The following is a 19,570-nucleotide window of genomic DNA, read 5'->3' as shown; positions in this document are numbered from 1 at the left end:
ACATTACCTCTTGGAGACCTTAAAAACTATACTGTATTTCTCTATTTTCCGTCATCCTTTAAAACTGGAGGAAATACACAGTTATACAAACCATAATAATGATGCCGATACAGCTAAAGAATTAGAGTATTTAATCGAAAAAGGAATTCTATTCACAGTAGACGAATTCTATGTTTATGGGAACGATTTGGACAGTGTAACCAAAAGGTTAAAAGGAAATTTATATGCCTCCAATGCGATGATAAAAGCCAATAAAAGAGCTAAATTAATTTCGAAATTCCCATACGTGGAAGCTGTGGGCATTTCCGGTTCTCTTTCAAAAGGATATCATGATGAAGAGAGTGATATTGATTTTTTTGTAATCACAAAACCAGGCAGATTATGGATTTGCCGAACATTATTGGCGTTATTTAAAAAAATATTTTTGCTAAACTCACGAAAATATTTCTGCATTAATTACTTCATCTCAACTTCCAACCTTGAAATTGAAGAAAAAAACAGATTTACTGCCACCGAATTAAAAACCTTGGTTCCAGTTATGGGAAAAGAAATTTTTGAAATATTTTATACTAAAAATCTTTGGGTCAACGATTACTTTCCAAAATTTGAGCCCGATTTATCGTCTATTGGAGATTTGAAAAAACCATTTTTCGCTAAAACAGTAGAATTTGCCCTAAACAATACCATGGGCGAATTTGTCGATTCTGGTTTTAAAAAAATTATAATAGCAAAATGGAAATCAAAATTTAAAAATATTGCGACGGAGGATTTTAAAATAGCACTCAAATCAACCCAAAATATTTCAAAGTCTCATCCTTTAAATTTTCAGAAAAAAGTAATCTTGGCTTTAAACGAAAAATACATCGAATTTCAAAAAAACCACAATATTGAATTAACCGAAGAACATGCTTGACATTCTTTTTTCGCATTCATATTACTATAAACTAGACCCTAAGCAATGGAAAAACAAAACACCTTTTCCTCCTTTGGGGACTTTGTATGCGGCTTCATTAATGCGCGAAAATAACTATTTGGTGGATTTATTTGATGTAAATTTATTAGAAAATCCTCTTTTAATTCAATCAGTTTTAAAAGAAAAAAAACCAAAATATTTAGTAATTTATGATGACGGCTTTAATTATCTCACGAAAATGTGTCTTACGAAGATGCGTGAAGCTTGTTTTGAAATGATTGCATTTGGCAAAAAAGAAAACTGTATCGTGATTGTTTGTAGTTCAGATGCGACGGATCATTATAAAGAATATCTCGAAAAAGGTGCAGATTATATCATTCAGGGTGAGGGTGAATTAACCTTATTAGAACTCATAAACACTATCGAAAGAGGAAATAAAATCGAAATCGTTAATGGAATTGTATTTCAAACAAAAGGAATTATCACCATTAATTCAAAACGTGCGGTTCTCGAAAATTTAGATGAATTGCCTTTACCCGCTTGGGATTTGGTTGACATGCATGCATACAAAAACATTTGGGTTAAAAGCAAGCAATCATTCACGTTGAATTTAGCAACCACCCGAGGCTGTCCTTTCAAATGCAATTGGTGTGCAAAACCCATTTATGGGAATAGATACAATGCTCATTCGCCAGAATATATTGTGAAGGAAATAGCTGTTTTACAAGAAAAATTTGGTGTAAGTCGTTTTTGGATGTGTGACGATATCTTTGGATTGAAACCCAATTGGGTTCAAGAATTCAATGCAGAATTACAGAAGAAAGACCTAAAAATCAGTTATTACATTCAAAGTCGTGTAGATTTATTGTTAAAAGAAGATACGATAGAGGCCTTGGCAAAATCAGGATGCGAAGAAGTTTGGGTAGGTGCCGAAAGCGCTTCGCAAAAAATTCTGGATGCAATGGATAAAGGCACAAAAGTGGAAGAAATTTATGAGGCAACACGATTATTAAAAGCTCATAAAATTAAAATTGCCTTTTTCTTGCAATTTGGTTATTTAACCGAAATCAAGGAAGATATTCGAAAAACCATTGCAATGGTAAAAGAACTGCTGCCGGACAACATCGGAATTTCAATTTCTTATCCTTTGCCGGGAACACCTTTTTACGAAAAAGTGAAAGAAGATTTAAAATTAAAAGCCAATTGGACAGATTCTGACGATTTTGAAATGATGTTCAACGGAAGTTTTGATTCTAATTTTTATCGAAAACTACAACGATTTGTCCACAAAGAATATAGAAAAAGTCAGGGTATTTACACCTTAAGAACCTTGTTAAATAATCCTCTGAATTTAAATTTTCAAAAAATAAAATCAATTGCAAAACTCGGATATTATGTTCCAAGCTCTTTTGCTGATCGTTTGATTTTAAAATTATCAAAAAATGAAAGCTGATTTTGATAATGCAGCCACAAATTATGACTCCACTTTTACCAATTCTGCTATTGGAAAAGCGCAACGTGAGGTCATTTACTTACATTTATCGAAATTTCTAAAAAATAATACTCCCAAAACCATTCTCGAAATCAATTGCGGCACTGGCGAAGATGCTATTTGGCTGGCAAAACAAAACTTTCAGATTGTCGCAACTGACATTTCGGAAAAGATGATTTTAATTGCAAAAAGCAAAGAAAAATTGGCAAACCTAACTTTTGAACGGTTAAATATCAATGAAATCGGCAAACCTTTTGGAGATGAAAAATTTGATTTGATCTTTTCTAATTTTGGAGGCTTGAACTGTTTATCGAAAGAAGAATTAAAATTATTTTTTGAAAACGTATCAAATCTAATTTCAGGAAAAGGACATTTGGTTTTGGCGATTATGCCTAAAAACACTCTTTGGGAATCCTTTTATTTTTTGGCGAAAGCAAAATTATCGTTGGCTTTTAGAAGAAAAAAAGAAAGTGTGATTGCCAATGTTGACGGAGAAAAAGTAAACACTTTCTATTATAATCCAAAAGATATTGTAAATTTATCAGGAAATGATTTTGAAATGATTTCCATTAAACCAATTGGTTTTTTTATTCCGCCATCATATTTAGAACCCTTTTTTAAAAATAAATTGAAACTGTTGTGGATTTTAAAAAAATTGGATACGGCAATTAAAAACTGCTCATTTCTATCAAAATATGCCGATCATTATTTAATACTTTTTCAAAAAAAATGAGTATTCTATTTACACACGCCTATTATCTCTCTGGAGATTTGAAGGAACAAAAGATAATGAAACCCTATCCCCCATTAGGGCTGTTGTATGTTTCCGCATATTTAATAAGCAAAGACATCCCTAATAATGTCTACGATACTACTTTTTATTCCCAAAAAGATCAACTTAACTATATATTAGAGAAAAAACCAAAAGTCATTTCTATTTACACCAATTTAATGACGAAAATAGAAGTTGTAAAACTCATAAAAATTCTAAAAACCGCATCATATGGTTTTCCAAAAATTATTCTCGGTGGTCCGGATATAACTTATAATATAGAAAACTATTTAAAATCCGGAGCCGATTTTCTTATTATTGGCGAGGGCGAAGAAACTACTTATGAATTGTATAATGCCATCATCAATAAAGGTGATTTTAACCAAATAAACGGAATAGCTTTTTTTGAAAACAACAGCGTCATTCAAACACAGGCGAGAACCAAATTTAGGGAATTGGATGAATTGCCATTGCCAAACCGCGATGCAATACCAATCGGGAAATATCTTGAAACCTGGAAGAAAAATCATGGTGAAAGCTCGATGACCATTTCCACTCAAAGGGGTTGCCCTTATACTTGCAAATGGTGCAGTACCGCAGTTTATGGGCAAAGTTACCGCCGAAGACCGGCGCATTTGGTCGCCCAAGAAATGAAAATGCTTAAAGACAAATACAATCCTGACGCAATATGGTTTGTAGATGACGTGTTCACAATTAGCCACAAATGGCTCATTGCTTTTCATGAAGAAGTTGTCAGGCAAAATGCCCAAATCCGGTTTGAATGCATTACCAGGGCAGAGCGACTGAACGAAGAAATTCTGCAACTTTTGAAAGAAGCCGGATGTTTTAGAATTTGGATTGGTGCAGAAAGTGGCTCTCAAAAAATTATCGATTTGATGGATCGTCGTGTCGATGTAAATCATGTAAAAAAGGTAATTCAAGACACAAATACGCTCGGAATCGAAACCGGAACGTTCATAATGCTTGGATATCCGGGCGAAACCGAAGAAGACATTTCTACTACAATTCAGTATTTAAAAGAGGCAAATCCTACACATTATACCATAACGATTGCATACCCAATAAAAGGGACTTCGCTATATAACGAAATCGAAAATAACATTACGGCACAACCAAACTGGGAAACCTCAACCGACAGGGAAATTGATTTCAAAAGAAGTTATAGTCGAAAATATTACGATTATGCAGTAAAAAAAGTAGTAAATGAGGTTGAATTTCACCGAGAATTAATCAAAGGAGGAAGTCGGGATTTCGTAAAAATTTTAAAACTGAAAACCAAATCGATTTTGGCAAGCGGATTGATGAAAATCAGCAAGTGAGACTTATGAAAAAACTTCTTTTTATCTCGATTTTACTGTTATTTGTATCTTGTGAAAATGATACTTATTATGAATTACAAAACCGCAACGATGCTCTTCATTTAAAATGGAACAAAGCCTATCCAGATGATACAATTGATAAATCTTTGATTGGCCTCAAATGGGGATTGTCCTATGTTGGTGCCATGTTACCTACCACATTAAACGGAATTTCAACTTCAAACAATATCATTTCAATAGATATAAACAAACTGGGCTTTTCAGAAAGTGCAATTGAAAAACTAACAAAACTGAATTTTAAAATTAAAGAATCACAAGAATATCAAACTACAAATACTATAGATTTAGGAAGATATATCACTTTGTTGCTTGGTGCTTCAGAACATTATTATGAAATCATCGGAACACCTCAAACTCTAACAGAAGTCCTGAATCGATATACACTGCTTCCACAAAAAGGATACATAAATAATTCGAGTGTTTCGTTTGAAAACAGAATCATTAAGTTTTCAGAACAAAATGGTTTCAATCAGATTTTTCTATCTGAAGAAGTAAATCCTGTTTCGGGTGAAATTTTTGAGTACGAAACTATTGAACTATTGCCCAACGGTCAATTACGCTTTGGCATTTTTGATATTAACGGCAACCGAAAAAACAATGCCGATCCCTCCCATTCCAATGCCGGAAAACCGGGAAAATGTATGTGGTGTCACGAATCAACCATCAATCAAATGTTTAGTACTCAAAATAATTATGCCGGTTACCTGACATATAACGAATTTCAAGACACTTTAATCAGTTACCGCGAAAGCAATCGAAAGCAAAAATTAGCCCTGACCGATGGTGTTGATTTTTCACAAACACAGCAGCACACCTTGACAGAGTTGTTATACATTTCATTTATGGAACCTTCGGCAGAACGCCTGAGTCTGGAATGGAAAATGCCTATAACGCAAGTTCAAGGTCTATTATCAAATTTACCAACCCATATTTATACCGAATTCCCTTTCTTGGGCAATTTATATTATAGAAAAGATATCGAAAATTTTGCTCCATTTCAAGGATTGCCAGTTTCTTCAAGCGTTCGGGAACAATCCGAAATTGAAGTTAATCATTTGAATTGATGATAAATAACAAAACAATAATCGTCGTTCTACCAGCCTATAATGCGGCCAAAACACTTCAAAAAACCTTTGAAGAAATTCCGTTTGATATTGTTGATGAAATAATTATTACCGATGATTTCAGCCAGGACAATACGATTGCTGTCGCTAAAGAAATTGGTATCAAACACATCATCGTTCACGATAAAAACAAAGGTTATGGCGCCAATCAAAAATCATGTTATAAAAAAGCTTTACAACTCAACGCCAACATTATCGTGATGTTGCATCCCGATTACCAATACACACCAAAACTCATTCCGGCAATGTGTACGTTAGTCGCCAATGACTTGTACGATGTTGTTTTGGGTTCGCGTATTTTAAGTAAAGGTGCATTAAAAGGCGGTATGCCGTTATATAAATATGTTTCCAATAGGATTTTGACCCTTATCCAAAATGTTTTGATGAATCAAAAACTTTCCGAATATCATACCGGTTATCGTTGTTTTAATACCCAATTGTTGCAAAAAATTGATTTCGAAAACAACTCGGATGATTTTGTCTTTGACAATGAAATTCTGGCGCAATGTTGCTATAAAAAGGCCCGAATTGGCGAGATTTCATGTCCGGCAAATTATTTTGAAGAAGCGAGTTCCATTAATTTCAAAAGAAGTATCACTTATGGATTGGGTGTTTTGAGAGTTTCAGTGTGTTACTTTTTGCAAATGACTAAACTTTTTTCATTTTCACTTTTCTCAAAATTATGAAAGGTTTTTCAGGAAAATATTTTGGATTAATTCCACTGATTTTGCTTTGTGCTTTTTACACATACAAAGCGATTGATTTCCCTGTTCACGATTTTTCAAATTACTATTTTGGAGGAAAGTTTTTAGCCAATAGCAAATTTAATTCGACCATCTATTTTCCTTATGAGTTCAATAAAGCTATTTCGAATCTTGGATATTCCGGATTATTTACAAGTTATGCTCCAAATACTCCTTTTTTAGCTTTAGTTTTTTACCCAATATCTTTTTTGTCATTACCCACAGCCAAACTGGTTTTCAACAGCATAAGTGTATTACTTTTTATATACAGTTTGAACCGATTGGTTTTGTTTTATAAAATAAATCCAAAGCACGTTTTACTTGTTCCAATATTATTTTTTGTACCCATAAAAAACGAATTACTGTTTGGACAAGTTTATTTTTTACTTTTCTTTTTATTAAGTGAATTTTGGTTGGCCTACGAAAAAGAGCAGCCTAAAAAAATGGCTTTTTTTTTAAGCTTGGCAATATTTCTTAAAGTGTTTCCAATATTTTTAATTTTTGTTTTTTTGTTTAAAAAACAATTTAAACCCTTGATTTATATTGCGATTTCTTGTTCATTGCTGTTTTTAATTTCAGTATTTTTTACAAGATTTGACATTTGGATTTTTTATTTTAAAAGTGTGTTGACAAAAGCTTCCAATGGAGAAATTTCCGGAGTCTTTGTTGACAATTACCAATCAGTTTTTATGTTTTTAAAACGATTAATGATTTTTGATGAAATTGAAAATCCTGATGCTTTCTTTAATTCTCCCATTATATTTTTCGCATTAACATCAGCCTTAAAAGTTGGACTAATAATCACGGGTTATTTCGTTGGCAAGAGAGAATCTAATTCCCTTTTTGTTTTCTCGTATTGGATTTTGACTACAATTTTAATTTCGCCTTATGGAAGTACATATACTTTCATTTTGCTCCTGTTCCCATTTTTCGTTTTGACAAAAAGTAATATTTCAAATGTTAAAAAAATCTTTTTTCTTTCTCTTTTATTACTGATAAATAATTTGCCGCTGGCCTATTTTATTGAAAATAGATTTCCGTTCTCTTATCTTCGATTGTTTGCTTTGGCATTATTTTTTATTCTCTTTTTATCATTAATTTACCGAAAAGTAAATCGGAAAATTATTACACTTAGCACAATTGTTCCCTGCCTTTTAATAGCTTTATTTAAAAAGTCAGAAATTGTAAATTCAACTTATTTTCTTCATAAAAATGCTCCAATTTTGGTTTATGATTACAAAATTTTAAATAACCAATTAACTTATTTTTATTGGACAGAAAAGGGCGAAAAAACAGCATCTATTGCACTGAAAACACAAACCGTAATTAAGGTTGAATTAAAAAATAATCAAATTTTTTATAACAAAAAACAGTTTACATTTGACAAAAGCAATAAGCTAAAGCCAATGCTAATAAACAATAAAAAACTTATTTATCTTTCGGATTACGATAGGGGAATTGGGTTTTATGCCTTGAGAGAATTAAATTTGAACCTTGAAAAGTAATTTAAAAAAAGTAAAGCATTGTCAATTTATGGGATAATATTGCTTAAAAAATCTTACAAGTTCAAAATCAACATCATTTTGTTTAGTTGTTAACCTTGGCTTCTAGCGCCTGCATCCTTTTTTCCTGAGCCTCTAATTGCTGGTTTAACTTAATAATATATAGGGTTAATTCTTCAATTTTTTCTTGTTGAATGCGTGTCATTTCTCCCACTTCAAAACCATTTTCTTTTACTTCTGTTGCAGAAGGCATATTTATTAAATGCCCTTTTTCCTGAATTTGCTTTTCTACCTCCTCAAGTGTTGGCAATTTATAATCATTTCTAAAAACATAATCTGGCCATGGTGCACTTTGCAACTGTACTTTTAATTCTTCGGCAATAATTTTTCCGCCAACGGCAAGTTTGTAACCTGAAGGATTTAAATTAGTTCCTATAGAAAGGCTCCCTCCTGGATTACCCGTAGTTATTGGGTTAACTTTCATTACATTAGTTGCTCCATAAGCAAATCCAAACGTATCGTTAGCAGATATGTTTATACCCAAACCATAAATGGAGTCTGCACTTAAAAATAATCCTTTAGTTCCTGATTTTAGATTTATATATGAGGCTGACCCTTGAGCGGAAACAATTTCAAGAACACTGGCGTTAGGAGGATTCCCATATTGCCCTTGTATAGTAGTAGCTCCAATTGAAACTACTGGTGTAGTTGTATAAAGAATATTTGTCCCTGTCGTCCATTGAGCAAATGCAGTATTTGCTGCAAATAATACAAATAAAATTACTGTTTTTTTCATTATTGATTTATAATTTAGATTAATAATTTTACAAAAATAAGATTTTACGCATTACTAAACCCAAATTAGTGTTTTTAGTAATGCGTAAAATCTTAAAAAACAAATATTCTGGTTGCTTCAATTGTTCTTTCAATTTCAACATTTATTTATTTCATAAATAGGTATTAGTTTTACTTCAATGTGATAATTTTATTTTTAAAACAATAATAAACTACATGTCCGTAAAACTGTTTTTTAATAACTTTACAATGAACATTTAGTTTTTGTATGTCTTTAGAAAAACCAGCTGTATATGACAATATAATAACTTTATTCTTTGTTTTAAGTTCATTTTCAATATATTTCTCAATTATTTTATTGTTAGACCTCAATACAATTAGATGAATATTTTTGTTTTTATTAAGTTGATTAAAATAGTATAGATAATAAATTTTTCTTCTAATGGAAAGGTTTAAATCTCCATGATTGTTTAATAAGTATTCTTTTGGTGTCTTTTCCCAAGGCTCACCTATAACAATAACTTTTGTTTTTTCATTATTTGCAATTTTAATACAATAATTTACAGCTTGTCTCCAATTTTCTCGTTCCGATTTATAATGTGTAAAGCTTTGAAATACTAAAACAACAATTCCTATAATCAATAAAAAACTCTTTTGAATTTCAGAAATTTTTACCAAATTAGAGAGTAAAACAGAAAAAGATAAAAGTATAATTGGTATAAAAACAATATAATGTCTATACGAAAAAAAATAGGGTATAAAAGGCGAAAGGATTAGTATAATAATAGAAGTAAGTCCTAGACTTATTATTACTTTATTTTCTTTTGAAAATAAAACTTCCTTTTTAACAAAGAAAAAAAGAAGTAGCAAAAAAAGAAAAAAACATATTATAGAAAGGACTTTCCCAACTGTTGAATATCCAAAAAACAACATCGGAATAATACTTTTTATAATGCTAAACTTTTGATGAATGATAAACGATTTATCTAAACGAAAGAAAAATAAAAAGTTAGTTACCCAAAATATACCTAACATTAATGAAATCAAAATTGCTAATAAAATCTTTTTTAAGAAAACTAAATTATTTTTAAACTCAAAAATCAATATAAAATATAGAATACCACTAAATATTATGCCCGTATAATGCGTATAAGAAGATAAAATTGAAAGTAAAGCGAAACCAAAAATGCGATTTAATTTTTTTTCCTCTTCATTTAATTTTAATAAATCAATAAATTGAAGCAATTGCAAACAAGTTAAAAGTAATAATAAACCATAAGCTCTTGCCTCTTGGGCAAAAAACAAAAAACCATAACAGCAACCAATAAATAATAAAAGATAAAACCATTCGAAGTTTTCGAAACGCTTTTTTATTCCCCTTATAAAAATAAAAGAAGCTATCAAAATAAAAATAACGGAGGGCAAACGAACCCAAAACTCGGTTGCAGGAACAATTTTTAGCCAAAAACGAAGAAAAAAGTAATATAAAGGTGGATTAGAATCGTATAAAACCCAATTTTCAATAAATTTATTATAGCTTGGTTCAAAAGCAGCAGAAACTGAATACAATTCATCTTGAAAAAAACTGCGATAACTAATTTGATACAGTTTTACAAAAACAGAAAGCAACCCAAAAATTAGTATTAAGTAATGGTTTGCTTGGGCAGTATTTTTAATTTTTTTTTTCAATTTTTATTGTTTTTATTTCAAAAGTAAATAAATAATAATGTAGATTTATTACTTTGCATAAAATAAATCGATTAGCTGAATTATTGATCTTTGCTAAAAAAATATCAGGTTTTATATAACAAAAAACAGTTTACATTTGACAAGAGCAATAAGCTAAAGCCAATATTGATAAACAACAAAACAATTATTTATCTTTCGGATTATGACAGGGGGAATTGGGTTTTATACATTGAGAAAAATCAATATTAATTGAAAAAGAAGCATATAAATAGAATCGGATTTATTTCGTCAAATGCAATGCGGCAAATATTGGTTTCTGCATTTGGCATGACTATTCCTTTTCTGGTAATTCATTATTCCTCGAAAGAAGTTTGGGGTTCATTTGTGTCCATTTTATTGTTCACTTTGTTTACTTTACAAATTATCAATTGGGGAAACAAAGAATATTTATTGCGCCTATTTAGTATTGAACCGAGTAAAATCAGAACCAATTTTTCATCAATATTGATCACCCGATTACCTTTAGTCCTTCTTTTTAGTTTAATTGCGCTTTTTGTTTTTCCTACAGTAAATGTTTTTTTTGTTTTCTTATGGATTTTGGGGCGATATTTTAGTTATTCCGTAGAGCCTCTTCTTTTTTTTGAAAAAAAATTCAATCTCTTTTTAATAATTGAAATGATTACTTTTTTGCTTTTTTTCGGCACCCTCTTTTTGTTTAAAGATCGCTTAAATAGTATGGAATTATCAATTATTTACAGCTTATACCAATTTATTAAGGGTATTATTTCTTTGTTTTTTTTTAGAAGTTTTATTAACTTCAAAAATTTACAATTTGATTACCTCTTTTATAAAAAAGCTCTACCTTTCCTTTTGTTATCTGTATTTGGTTTTTTAATTTCAAAATCAGACGTCTATTTTGTCCAGTATTTTTGTGATAAATCCACCACTGCCAACTATCAAATTTTAAATAGTTTACTCGTTTTCATCATCACTATCTCTGTTTTTATTTACTCCCCATTTACCAAAAACATTTATAGGAATAACACAATCGTCATCAAAAAATATGAAAAAGTATTGAGTTTATTAGGCCTTATCATTGTTCCAATTTCATTATTTTTTTGTTATTTTATCATTCTTTACTATTTAAAACTCAAATTAAGCGTTTGGTTTTATATCTTGGCATTCATCTATATTTATCCGTCCTATATGTATGGCATTCAAATAGTAAATAAGTTCAAAACAAAGAAAGAACAGTTAGTAATTTTATATTTATTTTATAGTGCGATTACCAATGTGCTTTTTAGTTCCCTTTTTTTGTATCTAGGTTATGGAATACTCGGAGCATTATCAGGTGGCTGCCTATCACAAATTGTTGCTTTATATTTATTTTGTTTTAAAAAAGAAACAAAGGTTCTTTGAGTTTTCAAAGCACTACTTTTACATAAAATCTATCAAATGCTTATAGAAGTCTTAAAAAAAACAAACCGAAAAATACTTCCAAAAAACTATTTTTTCTCACCCGAATGGATAGTTCTTGGTGTAAATAATGTTTGCAATTTACATTGTAAAATGTGTGATGTGGGAACTAAAAACATAGAAACCAATTTTGCTCAAAACCTTATTGGTACACATCCGTTAAATATGCCATTAGATTTGATTAAAAAAATTATCGATCAAACAGCAACCTTTTTCCCAAAAACAAAATTAGGATATGCATTTACAGAACCTTTGGTTTACCCATATTTAGAAGAATCATTATTGTATGCAAAAAGTAAAAATATAAAAACCTCTATTACCACTAATGCGCTTACATTAAAACAAAATGCAGCTAAACTAGTTAATAATGGTTTAACAGAATTATATATTTCATTAGATGGGACACAAGATATTCACAATGAGATACGAGGGCATCAAAAATCTTTTCAAAAAGCTATTGAAGGCATCGAAGAAATATATCGTTTAAACCCCAATCAATCTGTTTCTATTTTTTGTGTTATAACAGAATGGAATATTGGAAATTTAAGAGCATTTACCGATTTTTTTAAAGATTATCCGTTAAAAACCATTGGTTTTATGCATACTAATTTTACACCTCAATCTGTTGCTAACACACATAATTTAATTTGGGGAGATACCTATGCTGCCACCGCCTCTAATATAGAAGAAATTACTATTGACAACTATGATTTAAAGTTGCTTTGGAGTGAAATTCAAGAAATAAAAAAAACAAAACATAGTTTCCCAATCCATTTTTCTCCTGAAATTTCTTCCCAGAAAAAACTATTTGAATTTTATCATAAACCAGAAAAAATAATTGGAAAAATATGCAATGATGTATTTTCTAACATTATGATCAAATCTGACGGAAGTGTAATCCCTGCTCATGGTAGATGTTATAACTTAAAACTTGGAAACATTCATACCGAATCATTAAAACAAATATGGAACGCTTCTGTTTTAAAACAATTTAGATCAGATTTAATCAAAAATGGCGGATTACTTCCAGCTTGTAGCCGTTGTTGTAGTGCTTTTTAATTATGAAAAACAAAATCATCATATTCAATCCCAGAAGTGCCAATGGCAAGCATCGAATTCCCAACTCGATTTTACAGGTTGGCGCATCCATTCATGGAAAATACGAGTACGTTTTCGTCGATGGAAATCTGGAAAAAGACCCTTGGCTCACCATTGAAAACTATTTAAAAACAGGCGAATTCAAATATTTTGGCTCCACCGTTATGCCCGGACCTCAATTAAGGCAAGCCATTCCGTTCACCAAAAAAATCAAAGAAATCTATCCAAATGTAATTACTGTTTGGGGCGGTTATTTTGCTTCAAATCAATACAAGGTTGCACTAAATTCGGATTGTGTAGATTATGTAATTAATGGCCCGGGTGACAATACATTTCCTGAATTGGTCAATGCATTGGAAGCGAATGAAAATTTAAGCCTTATTAAAAACCTAATCTATAAAGACAATGCAAATCAAATCGTAAAAACAGCCGTCGAAGCTTTGCTGGATCAGGATACTTTGCCTAAATTTCCGTATAACTATTTAAATTCGTTTTATCCGGTTCAGGATTATTTGGCTAAGACCTTTATGGGAAATAAAACCCTGTCCTACCATTCGAGTATGGGCTGCCCTTTTTCCTGTTCATTTTGCGCCATTGTTCCTATCTTTAATGCTAAATGGAAAGGCATGTCGGCTTCCCGAATTTATGAAGATGTCAAATATTTCAAAGAAAAATACAACATTGATGCGATTGAATTTCACGATAATAATTTCTTTACTTCAAAGAAACGTGTGCTGGAATTTTCAGAATTAATAATGAATGACAATATCAGTTATTGGGGTGAAGGTCGTATTGACACCATCAATATGTATAGTGACGACGAATTAAAACTGATGCGAAAAGCCGGTTGTAAAATGATTTTCCTTGGCGCCGAAACAGGTAATGATGCAGTACTAAAGCAAATGAACAAAGGCGGAACACAAACTGGACAAATGATTAAAGATTTTGTACTCCGAATGAAAAATGCCGATATTATTCCTGAACTGTCTTTTGTTTTGGGTATGCCGGCCAAAACCGAAAAAGAAGTCTACGATCAAATTCTTTGGGATATTAATTTCATCAAGGAAATCAAAACCATCAACCCAAACGCGGAAATCATTATTTATCTTTTCAGTCCTGTGCCAACAGAAGGTTCGGAACTTTATAGACAGATTCTGGATGCCGGTTTTTCATTCCCTGAACAACTTGAAGAATGGATCTCCCCCTCCTGGGAAAATTTTGATTTGCGAAAAAATCCACTGACTCCCTGGCTTAAGCCATACATGATTGACACAATTAAAAATTTCGAAACAGTTTTGAATGGCTATTATCCCACCGTTTCCGATTTTAGGATTCATGGGTATAAAAAACGATTGTTAAAAATCATTTCCGGTTTCCGATATAAATACAATTTTTATCATTATCCTTATGAAATCAAGGTTTTACATAAAATATGGAAATACCGTCAACCTGAAACCGAAGGGTTTTATTCTGAATAATAGCCGCAAATGAAAACATTAATAAAAAAAATAATCAGTCCTTTTCTGAAAAAAGCGAGTGCTGTTTACTTGTCGAAACCCAGAAAATATACTTATAAAAAAATTATCGTTTGGGTAGAACCTACGGTTTTTCCACCTTTTATAACTTTCAGTACAAAATTGCTTTTGGAATTTCTCGAAACAATTTCATTAAAAGAAAAAAAAGTGCTTGAATTAGGCTGTGGATGCGGAATTATTTCAATTTTAGCAGCAAAAAAAGAAGCCATCGTTACTGCAACTGATATCAATACAACTGCATTGGAAGCCTTAGGAAAAAACGCTTTAAACAATGCCGTTTCAATAGACATTATCCATTCAGATTTATTTGAAAATATTCAAAGTCAGACGTTTGATTTCATTGTAATAAATCCGCCTTATTATCCCAAAAATCCAAATACGATTGCTGAAAAAGCTTGGTTTTGCGGTGAAAATTTTGATTATTTTGAAAAGCTATTTTTCCAGCTGCCTGATTTTATCACCTCTGAAAACAGCATTTTCATGATTCTTTCCGAAGATTGCGAACTAGAAAAAATAAAAGCTATCGCATTAAAAAATGAAATAGCTTTTGAATTGTTATTGGAGAAAAAAAATATCGCAGAGAGAAATTATATTTTCGGTTTACAAAAATTACAGCTTCCTTGTTGATTCTCTCTCTTTTAGTTTTGTTTTAATAACAATAGTTTCATAGTCGGAGGTTTCACCTTCTTTTTCTTCGAGTCTCGAAATTAATCGTTTAGCAGCAACTTCGCCAATTTCAATTCCGTGTTGGCTAACAGTAGTTAAACTGGGCGACAAACGTCTTGAAGCCAAAATTCCATCAGCAAAACCAATAATAGATATATCTTCAGGAACTCTGTATCCTTTTTTCAAACTTACTCGTAAAGCGGCAACTGAATCATTTTCATCCAAAGCAAAAATAGCATCAATTTTATTGTCAAAAATGGCATCAATTTTACTTTTCATATCATCTTCAGAATCGGTACGGAGAATAATTTTTTCGTTTACCGGAATATTATTATCTCTTAAAGCTTTAAGATATCCATCAGCTCTTAGTTTTCCAACACTTAGATTATTTACTGAAGAAATTAATGCAATGTTTTTACATCCCAAATTAATCAAATGCTGCGTAGAGTTTAAAGCTGAATCAAAATCATCTACCACAACTTTATCACATTCTACCTCATCAGCAATTCGATCAAACATAACAATTGGCGTCCCATCATTTATAATTGCTGAAAAATGACTGTAATCCTGCAACGTCTGAGCTTCTTGAGAAACAGATAAAATAAATCCATCGATAGTTCCATTGCTTAGCATTTCGAGTGTATGTATTTCTTTCTCTAAAGATTCATTAGAAATGCATGTAATAACATTATATCCTTTTTTATCAGCTACTTTTTCTATACCGCTAAAAACTTTTGCAAAAAAAGAGTTTAATATATTAGGTATAATAACTCCAATTGTTTTTGTTTTACGATTCTTCAAATTCAAACCAATTACGTTTGGCTTGTAATTTTTCAGTTTCGCATACTCTTTGATTTTAATTTTGGTTTGCTCACTAATTTCAGGGCTATCATTAAGCGCTTTAGAAACTGTTGATACAGAAACACTGAGTTCTTTCGCGATTTGTTTTAAAGTTGCTTTAGCTTTCATTCTATCATAATTTATGGAATTAATACAAATATAGTAGAATTACTGAAATTACAACAAAAACCACACAACACTACATTAAAATTTTATTATGTCACCTTTATATTAACTGAATCATAAAAAGGATAAAACCAGCACTGATTAAAATTGCTTTTTACAAAACCTCCTAAGTTAACAAAATTAGAAGATTATAAAGAATCACTTAACAAACAACAAGTTGCAGAAACAGTCAATATATTATAATGTAATTTATTTATTTTTATCATCTGCTTAAACCATCTTTGCCAAAGGGAGCAAAAATGTTTTTTTGATTGTTTTAGATAAAAAAATAACTCCTGATTTTCAGCAGTTAAAATAATCTTTTAAGGTATTTGGTTTTAAAATAATTAATTGTACTTTTGCATCCCCTTTATTGGGGATGGAATGTTTAATTAAAATAATATTATGGACGCATTAAGCTACAAGACAATTTCAGCTAGCAAAGCCACTGTAACGAAAGAGTGGATTGTTGTTGACGCTGAAGGTCATAACTTAGGACGTCTTGCTTCAAAGGTTGCAATGATCTTAAGAGGTAAGTACAAGCCAAGTTACACACCGCACGTTGACTGTGGAGATAACGTAATTGTTATCAACTCAGAAAAAATTAACCTTACAGGTACAAAAATGAATGACAAAATTTACATGCGTCATACAGGTTACCCAGGAGGACAAAGAACTTTAACTGCTAAAGTATTGCAATCTAAAAACCCTGCATTATTAGTAGAGAAAGCTGTAAAAGGAATGTTACCTAAAAATAAATTAGGAGCTGAACTTTTTAGAAATCTAAATGTTGTTGTAGGATCTGAGCACAAACAAGGAGCTCAAAAACCTAGAACTGTTAACCTAAACGATCTTAAGTAATGGGAGTTATTCACAAAATCGGTAGAAGAAAAACCGCTGTTGCACGTGTATATGTTTCTGAAGGAACTGGAAAAATCACTGTAAACAAAAAAGAATTCGCAACTTACTTTCCAACTGCAACTTTACAATATAAAGTTTTACAACCAATGTCTATGACAGAAAATGTAAACAATTTTGATGTAAAAGTAAACGTTTACGGAGGTGGTTCAACTGGTCAGGCAGAAGCTGTAAGAATGGCATTGGCACGCGTTATGTGTGAAGTAAATGCTGAAAACAGAGCTATCCTTAAACCAGAAGGTTTATTAACAAGAGATCCAAGAATGGTTGAACGTAAGAAATTCGGTCAGAAGAAAGCTCGTAAGAGATTCCAATTCTCTAAACGTTAATATTACCTGTCTTGTACATTTGGTACAGGACATCATCAATTATTTATTGAAATTAAAAAACACAGTTGTTGTTGCTCTCCTGTCGAGGCAGGAAATAGTTTAGCATCTAAATGTATAAAGCCTGGGAAACCGCCATTTATACATTGCTAATCAACAGAACGTAAACTAGTACAAAAATGGCAAACAAAATAGAAGTAAAAGACTTACTAGAAGCAGGTGTTCACTTTGGACACATGACTAGAAAATGGGATCCAAACATGGCCCCTTACATTTATATGGAGCGTAATGGTATTCACATTATCAATCTATATAAAACTGCAGCAAAAATTGAAGAAGCTAATGAAGCTTTGAAAAAAATCGCTGCATCAGGTAGAAAAATCTTATTCGTAGCTACCAAAAAACAAGCAAAAGACATCGTTGCTGAAAAAGCAAAGGCTGCAAACATGCCTTACATCACTGAAAGATGGCCTGGTGGAATGCTAACTAACTTTGTAACTATCAGAAAGGCAGTTAAAAAAATGTCTTCTATTGATAAAATGAAGAAAGATGGTACTTTCATGACTCTATCTAAAAAAGAGCGTTTGCAAGTTGATCGTCTACGTGCTAAATTAGAGAAAAACTTAGGTTCAATTGCTGACATGTCAAGACTACCAGCTGCATTGTTCGTAGTAGATATCAAAGCTGAACATATCGCAATAAAAGAAGCTCAAAAATTAAACATTCCAGTTTTCGCAATGGTTGATACGAATTCTGACCCAAGAGAGGTTGATTACGTTATTCCTGCAAATGATGATGCTTCTAAATCAATTGACAAAATTTTATCTTTAGTTACTGCTGCTGTAATCGACGGTCTTTCTGACAGAGGTTCTGAAAAAGAAGCTGACGTTTTTACAGAAGAGACTCCTGCTACTGAAGCTGCTGCTCCTGCTATTGAAGCTGCACCGGCTGTAGAGGATGCACCAGCTGTTGAAGCTGCTGCTCCTGCAACTGAAGAATAAATCAAATTTTAAATTCCAAATTTTAAATTCCAAAATCCAAGAATAATTAAAAACGTTATGTTGATAATTTATTAAAATTGGATTTTGGAATTTAAAAGATGGAATTTTTACTTTTAACATTAAAATTCAAAATATTATGGCAACAATTACTGCTGCAGACGTAAATAAATTAAGACAAACTACAGGTGCCGGAATGATGGACTGTAAAAAAGCTTTAGTTGAAGCTGATGGAGATTTCGATAAAGCTATACAAAACCTTAGAGAAAAAGGACAAAAAGTTGCTGCTAACCGTTCTGATCGTGAGTCTTCTGAAGGAGCTGCTGTTTCTTTTGTTAACGCTGACAAAACTAAAGGAGCTATCATCACTTTAAACTGCGAAACAGATTTCGTAGGTAAAAATGAGGCTTTCGTAACGTTAGCTAAAGAATTAGTAGAAAGAGCTATTAACTTCTCTTCTAAAGAAGAATTTTTAGCTTCAGATTTCAACGGAATTACTGTTGCTGAAAAATTAATCGAGCAAACTGGTGTTATCGGTGAGAAAATCGAAATCGGTGGTTTTGAAATTTTAGAAGGTGCTTTCGTTGGATCGTATGTTCACGTTAACAAAATTGCTGCATTAACTGCAATTTCTGCTGCAATTCCTAACGCTGACGTTTTAACTAAAGATGTTTCCATGCAAGTTGCTTCTATGGGAGCTGATACATTATCTTACAAAGATTTTGATCCTGCTTTCGTTGAATCTGAACTTGCTGCTCGTATTGCTGTAATCGAAAAAGATAATGAAGAGGCAAAACGTTTAGGAAAAACTTTAAAAAATGTTCCTAAATATATTTCTTACTCTCAATTAACAGAAGAAGTTATCAAACAAGCTGAAGAAGATGCTAAAGCTGAATTAAAAGCTGAAGGTAAACCAGAACAAATTTGGGATAAAATTATTCCAGGAAAAGTTCAACGTTTCATCTCTGACAATACTACTTTGGACCAGGAGAAAGCCTTATTAGACCAAAACTTCATCAAAGATGACAGTAAAAAAGTCAGTGATTATGTTAAAGGATTCAACGTTGAAATTACAGGTTTCAAAAGAGTTACTTTAGGTTAATATATTATTTCAATAT

Annotated in this window: 18 protein-coding genes; 15 read left to right on the top strand and 3 right to left on the bottom strand. The window is 31.5% G+C overall.

Going from position 1 to position 19,570, the window contains the following annotated elements; translation table 11 throughout:
* The first annotated feature begins 10 nt into the window (after nucleotides 1–10).
* From ACEN92_RS17660 to ACEN92_RS17630, 7 genes are read left to right on the top strand one after another with little or no spacing between them, the layout of a single operon-like run.
* Complete coding sequence (locus ACEN92_RS17660; RefSeq protein WP_495639646.1) at nucleotides 11–913, top strand: nucleotidyltransferase domain-containing protein; 903 nt, start codon at nucleotides 11–13, stop codon at nucleotides 911–913.
* Nucleotides 906–2,366 (top strand): B12-binding domain-containing radical SAM protein, encoded by a 1,461-nt coding sequence (locus ACEN92_RS17655; RefSeq protein WP_495639645.1) that lies wholly within the window; start codon nucleotides 906–908, stop codon nucleotides 2,364–2,366. Before ACEN92_RS17660 ends, ACEN92_RS17655 begins: the two co-directional genes overlap by 8 nt.
* Nucleotides 2,356–3,138: a class I SAM-dependent methyltransferase gene (locus ACEN92_RS17650; RefSeq protein ID WP_495639644.1), complete on the top strand. Its 783-nt coding sequence runs from the start codon at nucleotides 2,356–2,358 to the stop codon at nucleotides 3,136–3,138. The genes ACEN92_RS17655 and ACEN92_RS17650 overlap by 11 nt, the downstream gene beginning before the upstream one ends.
* Nucleotides 3,135–4,517 carry a B12-binding domain-containing radical SAM protein gene (locus ACEN92_RS17645; protein ID WP_495639643.1) on the top strand — a complete coding sequence of 461 codons (1,383 nt, stop codon included), beginning with the start codon at nucleotides 3,135–3,137 and terminating at the stop codon, nucleotides 4,515–4,517. The genes ACEN92_RS17650 and ACEN92_RS17645 overlap by 4 nt, the downstream gene beginning before the upstream one ends.
* A 5-nt stretch (nucleotides 4,518–4,522) precedes the next feature.
* On the top strand, nucleotides 4,523–5,641 hold the full coding sequence (locus ACEN92_RS17640) for a hypothetical protein (RefSeq protein ID WP_495639642.1): 1,119 nt from the start codon (nucleotides 4,523–4,525) through the stop codon (nucleotides 5,639–5,641).
* Nucleotides 5,641–6,387 (top strand): glycosyltransferase family 2 protein, encoded by a 747-nt coding sequence (locus ACEN92_RS17635; protein WP_495639641.1) that lies wholly within the window; start codon nucleotides 5,641–5,643, stop codon nucleotides 6,385–6,387. Before ACEN92_RS17640 ends, ACEN92_RS17635 begins: the two co-directional genes overlap by 1 nt.
* Entirely contained in the window at nucleotides 6,384–7,949 is a 1,566-nt protein-coding gene (locus ACEN92_RS17630) for a glycosyltransferase family 87 protein (protein ID WP_495639640.1), read from the top strand. Before ACEN92_RS17635 ends, ACEN92_RS17630 begins: the two co-directional genes overlap by 4 nt.
* Before the next feature lie 82 nt (nucleotides 7,950–8,031).
* Here the strand turns inward: ACEN92_RS17630 and ACEN92_RS17625 are convergent, their stop codons facing one another.
* Nucleotides 8,032–8,742, bottom strand: a complete 711-nt coding sequence (locus tag ACEN92_RS17625) for a hypothetical protein (protein WP_495639639.1) — start codon at nucleotides 8,740–8,742, stop codon at nucleotides 8,032–8,034.
* 170 nt (nucleotides 8,743–8,912) lie between these two features.
* Entirely contained in the window at nucleotides 8,913–10,430 is a 1,518-nt protein-coding gene (locus ACEN92_RS17620; protein ID WP_495639638.1) for a hypothetical protein, read from the bottom strand.
* Between the two features lie 249 nt (nucleotides 10,431–10,679).
* Between ACEN92_RS17620 and ACEN92_RS17615 the strand changes: the two genes are divergently transcribed.
* Genes ACEN92_RS17615 through ACEN92_RS17600 form a run of 4 tightly spaced genes read left to right on the top strand, consistent with a single transcriptional unit; the run spans nucleotide 10,680 to nucleotide 15,166 of the window.
* A complete protein-coding gene (locus ACEN92_RS17615; protein WP_495639637.1) occupies nucleotides 10,680–11,849 on the top strand; it encodes a polysaccharide biosynthesis protein in 1,170 nt (389 codons plus the stop codon).
* A 36-nt stretch (nucleotides 11,850–11,885) separates the two neighbouring features.
* Entirely contained in the window at nucleotides 11,886–12,965 is a 1,080-nt protein-coding gene (locus tag ACEN92_RS17610) for a radical SAM protein (protein ID WP_495639636.1), read from the top strand.
* 2 nt (nucleotides 12,966–12,967) lie between these two features.
* On the top strand, nucleotides 12,968–14,482 hold the full coding sequence (locus ACEN92_RS17605) for a B12-binding domain-containing radical SAM protein (RefSeq protein ID WP_495639635.1): 1,515 nt from the start codon (nucleotides 12,968–12,970) through the stop codon (nucleotides 14,480–14,482).
* A gap of 9 nt (nucleotides 14,483–14,491) precedes the next feature.
* Nucleotides 14,492–15,166, top strand: a complete 675-nt coding sequence (locus ACEN92_RS17600) for a methyltransferase (RefSeq protein ID WP_495639634.1) — start codon at nucleotides 14,492–14,494, stop codon at nucleotides 15,164–15,166.
* Here ACEN92_RS17600 and ACEN92_RS17595 read toward each other — a convergent pair.
* Nucleotides 15,149–16,174, bottom strand: a complete 1,026-nt coding sequence (locus ACEN92_RS17595; protein ID WP_495639633.1) for a LacI family DNA-binding transcriptional regulator — start codon at nucleotides 16,172–16,174, stop codon at nucleotides 15,149–15,151. The genes ACEN92_RS17600 and ACEN92_RS17595 overlap by 18 nt on opposite strands.
* A gap of 441 nt (nucleotides 16,175–16,615) precedes the next feature.
* On the opposite strand from ACEN92_RS17595, the gene rplM reads away from it, so the two are divergent.
* The 4 genes from rplM (at nucleotide 16,616) to tsf (ending at nucleotide 19,554) form a co-directional block, all read left to right on the top strand.
* Complete coding sequence (gene rplM / locus ACEN92_RS17590) at nucleotides 16,616–17,071, top strand: 50S ribosomal protein L13 (RefSeq protein WP_007808911.1); 456 nt, start codon at nucleotides 16,616–16,618, stop codon at nucleotides 17,069–17,071.
* The gene (gene rpsI, locus ACEN92_RS17585; RefSeq protein ID WP_007808909.1) at nucleotides 17,071–17,457 is read left to right on the top strand and encodes a 30S ribosomal protein S9; all 387 of its coding nucleotides are present in this window, start codon (nucleotides 17,071–17,073) and stop codon (nucleotides 17,455–17,457) included. The genes rplM and rpsI overlap by 1 nt, the downstream gene beginning before the upstream one ends.
* 176 nt (nucleotides 17,458–17,633) lie before the next feature.
* Nucleotides 17,634–18,455 carry a 30S ribosomal protein S2 gene (gene rpsB, locus ACEN92_RS17580; RefSeq protein ID WP_495639632.1) on the top strand — a complete coding sequence of 274 codons (822 nt, stop codon included), beginning with the start codon at nucleotides 17,634–17,636 and terminating at the stop codon, nucleotides 18,453–18,455.
* A 136-nt stretch (nucleotides 18,456–18,591) separates the two neighbouring features.
* Nucleotides 18,592–19,554: a translation elongation factor Ts gene (gene tsf / locus ACEN92_RS17575; RefSeq protein WP_495639631.1), complete on the top strand. Its 963-nt coding sequence runs from the start codon at nucleotides 18,592–18,594 to the stop codon at nucleotides 19,552–19,554.
* Nucleotides 19,555–19,570: the final 16 nt, after the last annotated feature.

It is taken from the genome of Flavobacterium sp. Flavsp81 (assembly GCF_059491325.1).
This window is presented reverse-complemented; position numbering and strand designations above follow the sequence as displayed.